The following is an 8,672-nucleotide window of genomic DNA, read 5'->3' on the forward strand; positions in this document are numbered from 1 at the left end:
GCTTAAATAACCACCGCAGCGGCTAATCAGCCACCGTATAGCTTAAATAACCACCGCAGCGGCTAATCAGCCACCGCATAGCTTAAATAACCACCGCAGCGGCTAATCAGCCACCGTATAGCTTAAATAACCACCGCAGCGGCTAATCAGCCACCGCATAGCTTAAATAACCACCGCAGCGGCTAATCAGCCACCGTATAGCTTAAACAACCACCGCAGCGGCTAATCAGCCACCGCATAGCTTAAAACAACCACCGCAGTGGCTCTCATCAGCCACCGTATAGCTTAAACAACCACCGCAGTGGCTCTCATCAGCTACCGTATAGCTTAAACAACCACCGCAGCGGCTAATCAGCCACCGCATAGCTTAAAACAACCACCGCAGTGGCTCTCATCAGCCACCGTATAGCTTAAACAACCCCCGCAGTGGCTCTCATCAGCCACCGTATAGCTTAAACAACCCCCGCAGTGGCTCTCATCAGCCACCGCATAGCTTAATCAGCTAACAAATGGCTTAATATGAGTACAATTTTTGACATCAAACAAAAGCTTGCATTTCAAGCCAAATCAATCGCAGAAATGCTTCTTCCACAGGGACATAAACGTGGCAATAACTGGATTGTTGGCAACACAAAAGGAGACGCTGGCCAAAGCTTATCGGTGTGCTTGAGCGGCGATAAAGCAGGGCTTTGGCATGATTTTGCAGAAGGCAGTGGCGGTGACCTTTTAGACCTGTGGTGCTGTGTGAAGGAAATTAGCCTTTTTCAAGCATTAGAGGAAGCACGTATCTATCTTAATCTAGCACGTCCCAAACCGTTTATGGCTCCCCATCGCTCCTATCGGCGCCCGCCTCTTCCCACAGAGTGTACACCACAAAATTTGGTAAAAACCTACCTCCATAAAGAGCGTCACATTCCTCTTGATATTTTAAAGCGCTACCGCATAGGAGAACATGATAAAAAGATTATTTTTCCGTTTTATAAACCAGATGGCACTCTTGCTTTAGTGAAAGAGCGGTTAGCACAAGCGGGTGCAAAAACAAAACCAACGACTTCGCAATGTGAACCTATTTTATTTGGTTGGCAAGCGCTTTTCCCATCGGCTCCAGATCATCATCCAACCGGTCATGCTTCTTCCCTTCCAAATCGTACAATTGTCATCACTGAGGGAGAAATTGATGCACTTTCATTAGCCGCCTATGGATATCAGGCAGTTTCAGTCCCGTTTGGCGGCGGCACAGGAGGCAAACAAAATTGGATTGAAAATGAATTTGATCATTTAGAACCGTTTGAGAGAATTTTTTTAGCAACAGATATGGACAAGCCCGGTGAAGAAGCAGCCTATGAAATTGCTAATCGACTTGGCCGCCACCGCTGCTATCGTGTCCGCTTACCCAAGAAGGATGCGAATGACTGTTTAACGGCGAATATTGATGATACAATCATAGCTCAGGCCTTTTCGTCGGCGCAAAGCTTTGCGCCAGCAGGGTTACGGCGTGCCTCAGAATATAAAGATCAAGTGATAAAACTGTTTTGGCCAGAACCTGAAGAGTGCATTGGTTATACGGTTCCCTACCCTAAATTACACGACAAGCTTTATTTTCGTCCAGCGGAATTAACGCTGTGGAGCGGATCAAGTGGTGCCGGCAAGAGTCAACTATTATCGGACTGCATTCCCCATTGGATTGCGCAAAAGAGCCGTCTTTGTTTAGCTTCACTAGAAATGAAAGGAGAGCAATCTCTGCGCCGTTTAACAAAACAAACGGGAGATCTCAATCAGCCATCAAAAGAGATGATTGAACAGATCCTCAATTTTTTAGACGATGGGCTTATTCTTTATGAACATGTAGGAAAATCGAACATTGAAGCATTGCTCGACGTGTTTGACTATTGCCGTGCACGCTACGGCTGTGATCAATTTATCATCGACAGTCTCATGCGGCTAGGCATTGCTTCGGATGACTATACCGGCCAAGAACAAGCAATTTATAAGATGGTTGACTGGGCAATTTTAAACGCTGTACACATTCATCTTGTTGCTCATACGCGCAAAAATAGTTTGGAGAAAGACGTTCCTGGCACAGAAGATATCAAAGGCGCTTCAGAAATTGGTGCGAATGCTTTTAACATCATCACAATCTGGCGCAATCGGTCATTAGAAGACAAAATTTGTGCAGCATCACTGATGAAAGAAAAAGAGGATCTAGCCAAACGCCCAGGTGTGATTCTGAATATCGCAAAACAACGTTCAGGTGATTTTGAAGGCAAAATAGGTCTTTGGTTTGATCAACAAACCTACCGCTACCGTTGTACTTATGAAAACTCCCCACATGCCCGCTGTTATCTTAAAAACACAGACGAAAAAACCAAATAATAGACCATCGATAACTGCTCCAATACCGCAGCTCAACCAATGCAATTAAGCAACTTTTTCCATTCAAAAAATGTGCGACACTACCTTTAAAAATATAGCACTAGAGATCCATCCAATACTGCAGTCAAACCAATGAAACTAAGCGACCTTTTTGAGTTTTTACTGGCTGAAAACGTACTGAAAATCTTTTCCAAAGAGAAGACACCAGCTCATCCAATTTTAAAACATACAATCAAACGATATTTTTTGAGGAGATACCATGAATCGTCAGAACAAAAAGAAACAACAGAAAAACACATCAACAGCATCCTTTGCGAAGAATGATGAAGGAAAACAGCCCATTGGACACTTAAAAACACAAGAAGTCCTCATTGAAACCAGTAATCCTTATTTTCAACCAGCTCATCAAGAAAATGAGAGTAATCCACGCACTATCATTGCTGTTGCAGATGCCCAAAGCCGTCCCATTGCACTTTTATACGCGAAAGGACATGTCAGCAAAGCACAATATAAAGCGGCAAGCCGTTTTTATATTTACTGGCGTCAAAGTCAGGCTGACCTTCATATGAGTCTTGATTACACACGTCAAAAAGTTGATAGCTATCAAAGCTATACACACCCTATTGAACGCCAAATAGAAGCAACAAATCATTTAAAAACCATCAAAATTTCTCTTGGTGTTCTTGGCTATCATCTCGTTGAACAAGTGGTTGGTTATGGGCAGGCAATCAAAGATTTAAGCTCATCAAAACGTAAACAAAACTCCCTTGCCGATCATTTACGAGATTGTTTAGACTTGCTCGCATTTCATTGGGGATATGCAAACCGTAAAAAGCCCCCTGAATAGTCTTTTCGCTGATCAGAGAAAGAAAAAGACAAAAATAGATCCCCTTCTGACCCGAGCCAAAGCTAGAAAAAGGGGCAACGGAATAAAACATCCTCAAGCTGACAGATTAAATGCCCTCCATCAATGGATCTAATCAATGGCAAGAAATATCAAATAATGATTCGTTCAGCAGATCACCTTCGTTTAGTTTTATTAAGCTTCAATTTTCTTAAACTTATCGGAAGATTACCATAGCTAAATACCAATATATCAAAAACTAACCTTATCGCACAATTTCTTATCTTGTTCTTATCTTGCAAACATGAGCCATTTTATCTCAACTCTTCATACCATTGTTCTTGACATTCAGAGCGATACTCATTGAATAAACAACATTAATCCCACCATTTTTTCAATCCAACAAGATATATTTGAGATTTACTTCTTTCGTCACAACCTGTTTGGTAAATAGTCAAAGCATTTTTGACAATAATATCCATATTGCCTACACTATTTACATTTCATATAGCATTTTAAATGCTAGCAATAAAATATTATTTGAAAAAAATAAACATACATTTAACAAACAAATTGAAATATAAATTTATAATAAAAAAACAAATATTAATTTACTTTTCTTTTATATATCTTTTATTGTTGCACTTATCTTCTGATACGCACGCATTTCATAGCTAGATCATTGCTCATTTTATGCAAACAAGACAAACATCCAGCAAAACTAAAAATAGCATTTTTTATAGTTCCGAATCTTATATTAGTTTGCGCTATTTATACTTTAAGTATTCAGCGCCTTCATTCTCAGATTGACTTTATATCCATCATCATAATCATACAAATTCTTTGAATATTAAGATTAAATAAGTAATCTTATAATCTGAGATAATAGATCATAAGTCTTCAATATATACAGCATAGTTTTTCCGTATACTTAATTTTTTTTGCAAGAAATTTATTTTAATTTATAAACTTTATTTCAGTCATCATGAGTATTTAACATATAAAAAATCATGATCTGTAATAAAGATAATAACTTTATAATCATATCTCTCAGTAAGAACTTACTATAGATTTTTTAAATCATATTCTTCTTATGAAAAAAACAAAATCTACAAGAATTCATTTAGCTAATTATAGATCATTTCAAATATTTTTTATAACTGTTGCATTTTTACTATAGTTATTTAAAGTGTTTTTATATATGATACATTTTGATATTTATTTTAATAATAAATATAGGAGAAAAACTATGAGTATAAAATATTTTTTTATAGCAGGTGCAGTTACTATTAGTTTATCTTTGGCACTTCAGTCATCTGGCTATACAGTTGCTCAAAAACATACTCCATTTATAACGCATTCTACTGTTAACAAAAACAATTTTACTGTCCCAAATAAATCTTTTACTATAAAGAAAAAAAATTTACATCTTATTGAGCAAACAAGCGGCACATTTGATGAGGAAAATATCCAAAATACTCGCGGAGTATCGCCAAATGCGCTAGATGACTTTTATATAGCTGGTAAAAATTTATTATATGCAATATACAAGTTTCTACGTTCCGTTGTAATGCTTTGCATACAAACCTTCTAGTGCCTTGCACATCAAAGATGTTTGTAATGCACATGATAATACCTAATAAATTATAGAACTATTTCATAATATATTTGATGTATTACAAAAATATTTAAAAGGCTTTAACTCTTCTAGAGCCTTTTAATAAGATTTAATAATCTCTTTTACATCTTCTTTTATTATAGACTTATTTTTACTAAAAGGTTAAATCATGAATTTTCCATTTAACAAAACAACTGTATTTTCTTGGATATCTGTTTTATTTAGGTTTCATATTTATTTAGCCATTTTATTCTTTTTATCTCTCTTGCACCTTTAAGTTTTTAACATTATATTTTTACTAAAAGGTTAAAAAATGAACTTTTTATTCAATAAACAATCTATCATGCACGATAGTTTTAAATTATTTCGCTTTTCTTTTCATATAATCATTGTACTCATGTTATATATATTACATATTGTATCTAAATAATGATTTAACTTTACTTAAAAGATTAGACAGCGATTTGTTCTGCAAAAACGGGACAAGAGTCAATTTGATATTGATATTGTTTCCTGTTTTTTCTTAACTAATTTCTCTGTTATTCTCTTTTAAAATAGTACAGTTGTTCTTTATTTTACTTTTATTACTTTAAAATTTGTGAGATATTTTGAACATATCTTAAGAAAGTTTTTGTTCTGCTTGAAGAGCTATCAACATTCTTACATGGCAGTGCAGGCGCTTTACATTCTGATCAATTTATTGGTATTAAATATGTAAAAGAGAGCACATATAAAAACGGCTCTAAAGAAGCACACCTAAAGCCTTATCATTTTATGCCGTGCTATTACACACCACTTAAAATCCTCATCCGCTCTTTTTTGGGATCTTCTTTTATTATAATGAATAAATAGCACCATTCAGTTTTTAAAAATTGAATGGTGCGGGTGGTCGGACTCGAACCGACACTCCTTTCGGAACCAGATTTTGAGTCTGGCGCGTCTACCAGTTCCACCACACCCGCACAACTATCATAAAGAACAGACTTGCTCATTACTCCTCCGCACTACATGAAGAAGTATAGATTCGTCAACAACAGACTTGTGTTTTTTAAAGAATTAGCATCATTTTGCTTTGTATCTTATATTAAATAAAATTTTTAGAATTTTTGTATATTGAAAACCTATGAAAAAACCTGCAATATTGAATAGTTTAAGGCTCTGGATCATTTCTTTAGCAAATCGGCGCACAGCACAATATTGGCTTGGATTTATTGCTTTTGTTGAAAGTTCTGTTTTTCCAGTTCCTGCCGATGTTTTGTATATTCCTATGATCCTTGCCCGTCGTAATCGGGCTTATTATTATGCTTTGATTGCCACCGTATGCTCTATTTTAGGAGGTATTGTCGGCTGGAGCATCGGTCATTTTGCTTATAGCACGATCGCTAAACCAATTTTAGAGTTTTACGGTAAGTATAGAGCTTTTGAAGAGTTACACAACAACATTACACTAAGGTTTCTAGTCTTTTTACTAATCCTTTCAGGTTTTTTTCACTTTCCGCCTATTAAGATTACCACGATTTTAGCAGGCGTTATGAATGTTCATCTTGGAATTTTTATTATAACGTGTATTTTTGCACGCGGAGCTCGTTTTTATCTAATCGCGTGGCTAGCTGAACGTTTTGGAGATCAAATACAAAATTTTATTTCTTATCATTTGAAATGGATTATTCTAATTGGTTGTATTACGCTTTTATTAGTCTATGTAATTTTCACAACTTTATTAAACCAGCATTTTTTATTATAAGGAAGATGCTTAATGAGTTATACCGTGCTTGTTCGCCATGTTTTACACCAACACTTTCATCTGAAAGTCAGTAACAAAGAGCGAGGTTTATGGGCTTTTTTTCTTGCTTTTTGCTTGTCATTCACCATAGGTTTAGCACTTGGGTTTGAGTATATTGGTGGATATTTCCCTTGCCACTTATGTTTGATTGAGCGTTTTCCTTACTATGTCTCTATTCCATTGTTAATTTTAGCCATTTTAGGGTCATGGTTTTGCCGCACATCTTTTTGGGTACAACTTTTATTGTGGTGTGTTTTTATATTAATGGCAATCAGTTTTGTCTTAGCAGCCTATCATACTGGTGTTGAATATGGATTTTGGCCTTCCCCTCCCAGCTGCAATTCAAATACAGTAATGCTGACAACAGATATCAACCAGTTACTTAATGATCTAGATCATATCCACCCCCCCTCTTGTTCTGAAGTACAACAACGTTTTCTTTTGCTTTCATTTGCTGGTTGGAATATGATCGCCAGTCTATTTTACATGCTTGTCAGCCTTTATGCTGCTTCAAAAGGGATCCTTTCAGATCACCAAAAATAATAACCGTAAAGCAACAATTAGATCACACGCACCAGTATTTTCTCGCTCAAATATGTGATATTAATCGCCTACTTGATTAATTTTTTGCCCGTTTATGATCATCATTGTGATAGTTTTCAGCATTCACATCACATTTCTTGCCATTGCCCATAGCCATCTTTCTTTACAAAAAAGAAACGCACAGGCTAAAAAGCTGGCAGAGATCATTGAAAATCCTGGTATTTGAAAATTAGTGAAAAGAACAAATAATGTCTTTCTTGTTAAATTGAGTGAAATTTTTTATTTTGGCAAAAATTCAAGGCATAAACATTTTTTCAGGGATCAAGATCAATCAAACAACTTTTCCTCTTCAAAAAATGACCTCAGAATAATCCTTCAGACTATAATTTTGGATCAGTTCTCCTTTTGATGTCATTCATAGCACTCGATTCTCAGTTTTATCAAACACCGCCTTTTTCTCTCTTTTTTAACTAATTTTCTCCTATTCGCACGACTATTTTTCCAATTTTTATACTTTCATATTGACTCTTTGAGATTGACTTTCAATTTTTTCTATATATATTTTAGAATAATTCTAAAATACTAGAGAATGATCAATGTTTAAACTCCTCTTTTCATTTGCACAACGCAGAGCTATCTCCTTTGGTTCAATACAAAGAGTTATAGCACGTGCGCTCAAATCAAAAGAACAATCTGCAGCTTTCTATTTTAAATATGCACAGGCTCTAAAACCTTATTCCGTAAAGCAAGCAGCGGTTTTTACAGCGATGGGCACTCAAGAACTCCAAAACTATAAGAAGCTTTCTCTCCTTTCTCGTAGTCGCTATGTAAAGGCTATAGATCCCTTATATGATCGTCCTTCTTTTTTTAGAAGAAAGCTTTTCCCCGCAAATACCGGAGCAGCAGCAGCAACACAAAGTGTACTCAATCCATCCAAAACAGATAAACAGACACTTTTAACGTGGATTCAGCCTGGTCTTGCAGGGTTAATGGATGGATCTGTTTCTACCCTTGCACCGATTTTTGCAGCAGCTTTTGCCACAGGTGATACGTACAAAACCTTTTTGATCGGCCTCTCTGCCTCAATTGGTGCAGGTCTTTCAATGGGTTTTACAGAAGCAACCCATGATGATGGCAAATTATCAGGTCGTGGTTCTCCCCTCAAAAGAGGCTTAGCCTGTGGCGTTATGACAACGCTGGGGGGATTAGGGCACACTCTTCCTTATTTGATCAGTTCTTTTTACGTTGCAACAACAATTGCATTTATCGCAGTATTTCTTGAACTAGCAGCAATTGTCTGGATTCAAAATAAATTTATGTCAACACCCTTTTTGCGAGCATCTTTACAGGTTATCATTGGTGGTGCTTTGGTTTTTGCAACGGGAATTTTTATTGGCAGTATATGAGGCGAGCAAGCAACTTCAAACAATAGTGCATATCTGGATTCAGATTTATGTCAAAACCCTTTAAACCAAACATCTTTATAGGTTATCATTGGTGATGCTTGGGTT

General features: G+C 36.4%; 6 protein-coding genes and 1 tRNA gene. 6 read left to right on the forward strand and 1 reads right to left on the reverse strand.

Annotated elements, in window-relative coordinates; all coding sequences use genetic code 11:
• The first annotated feature begins 519 nt into the window (after positions 1-519).
• The 3 genes from WCP78_RS00245 to WCP78_RS00255 all read left to right on the forward strand — a co-directional run bounded on the left by WCP78_RS00245 (position 520) and on the right by WCP78_RS00255 (position 4,811).
• The gene (locus WCP78_RS00245) at positions 520-2,373 is read left to right on the forward strand and encodes a toprim domain-containing protein (protein ID WP_336278514.1); all 1,854 of its coding nucleotides are present in this window, start codon (positions 520-522) and stop codon (positions 2,371-2,373) included.
• Positions 2,374-2,632: 259 nt separating this feature from the next.
• On the forward strand, positions 2,633-3,220 hold the full coding sequence (locus tag WCP78_RS00250; protein WP_336278515.1) for a hypothetical protein: 588 nt from the start codon (positions 2,633-2,635) through the stop codon (positions 3,218-3,220).
• Between the two features lie 1,246 nt (positions 3,221-4,466).
• On the forward strand, positions 4,467-4,811 hold the full coding sequence (locus tag WCP78_RS00255; RefSeq protein WP_336278516.1) for a hypothetical protein: 345 nt from the start codon (positions 4,467-4,469) through the stop codon (positions 4,809-4,811).
• Between the two features lie 901 nt (positions 4,812-5,712).
• Here the strand turns inward: WCP78_RS00255 and WCP78_RS00260 are convergent.
• Positions 5,713-5,797: transfer RNA gene (locus WCP78_RS00260), tRNA-Leu, on the reverse strand.
• Positions 5,798-5,958: 161 nt separating this feature from the next.
• Between WCP78_RS00260 and WCP78_RS00265 the strand changes: the two genes are divergently transcribed.
• The 3 genes from WCP78_RS00265 to WCP78_RS00275 all read left to right on the forward strand — a co-directional run bounded on the left by WCP78_RS00265 (position 5,959) and on the right by WCP78_RS00275 (position 8,567).
• Positions 5,959-6,579, forward strand: a complete 621-nt coding sequence (locus WCP78_RS00265; protein ID WP_336278517.1) for a YqaA family protein — start codon at positions 5,959-5,961, stop codon at positions 6,577-6,579.
• A 12-nt stretch (positions 6,580-6,591) separates the two neighbouring features.
• Positions 6,592-7,161, forward strand: coding sequence for a disulfide bond formation protein B (locus tag WCP78_RS00270; RefSeq protein ID WP_336278518.1), 570 nt, complete (start codon positions 6,592-6,594; stop codon positions 7,159-7,161).
• A 596-nt stretch (positions 7,162-7,757) separates the two neighbouring features.
• Positions 7,758-8,567 (forward strand): VIT1/CCC1 transporter family protein, encoded by an 810-nt coding sequence (locus WCP78_RS00275; RefSeq protein ID WP_336278519.1) that lies wholly within the window; start codon positions 7,758-7,760, stop codon positions 8,565-8,567.
• Positions 8,568-8,672 lie beyond the last annotated feature (105 nt).

The organism is Bartonella occidentalis, assembly GCF_037070875.1.
Classification (GTDB): Bacteria; Pseudomonadota; Alphaproteobacteria; order Rhizobiales; family Rhizobiaceae; genus Bartonella.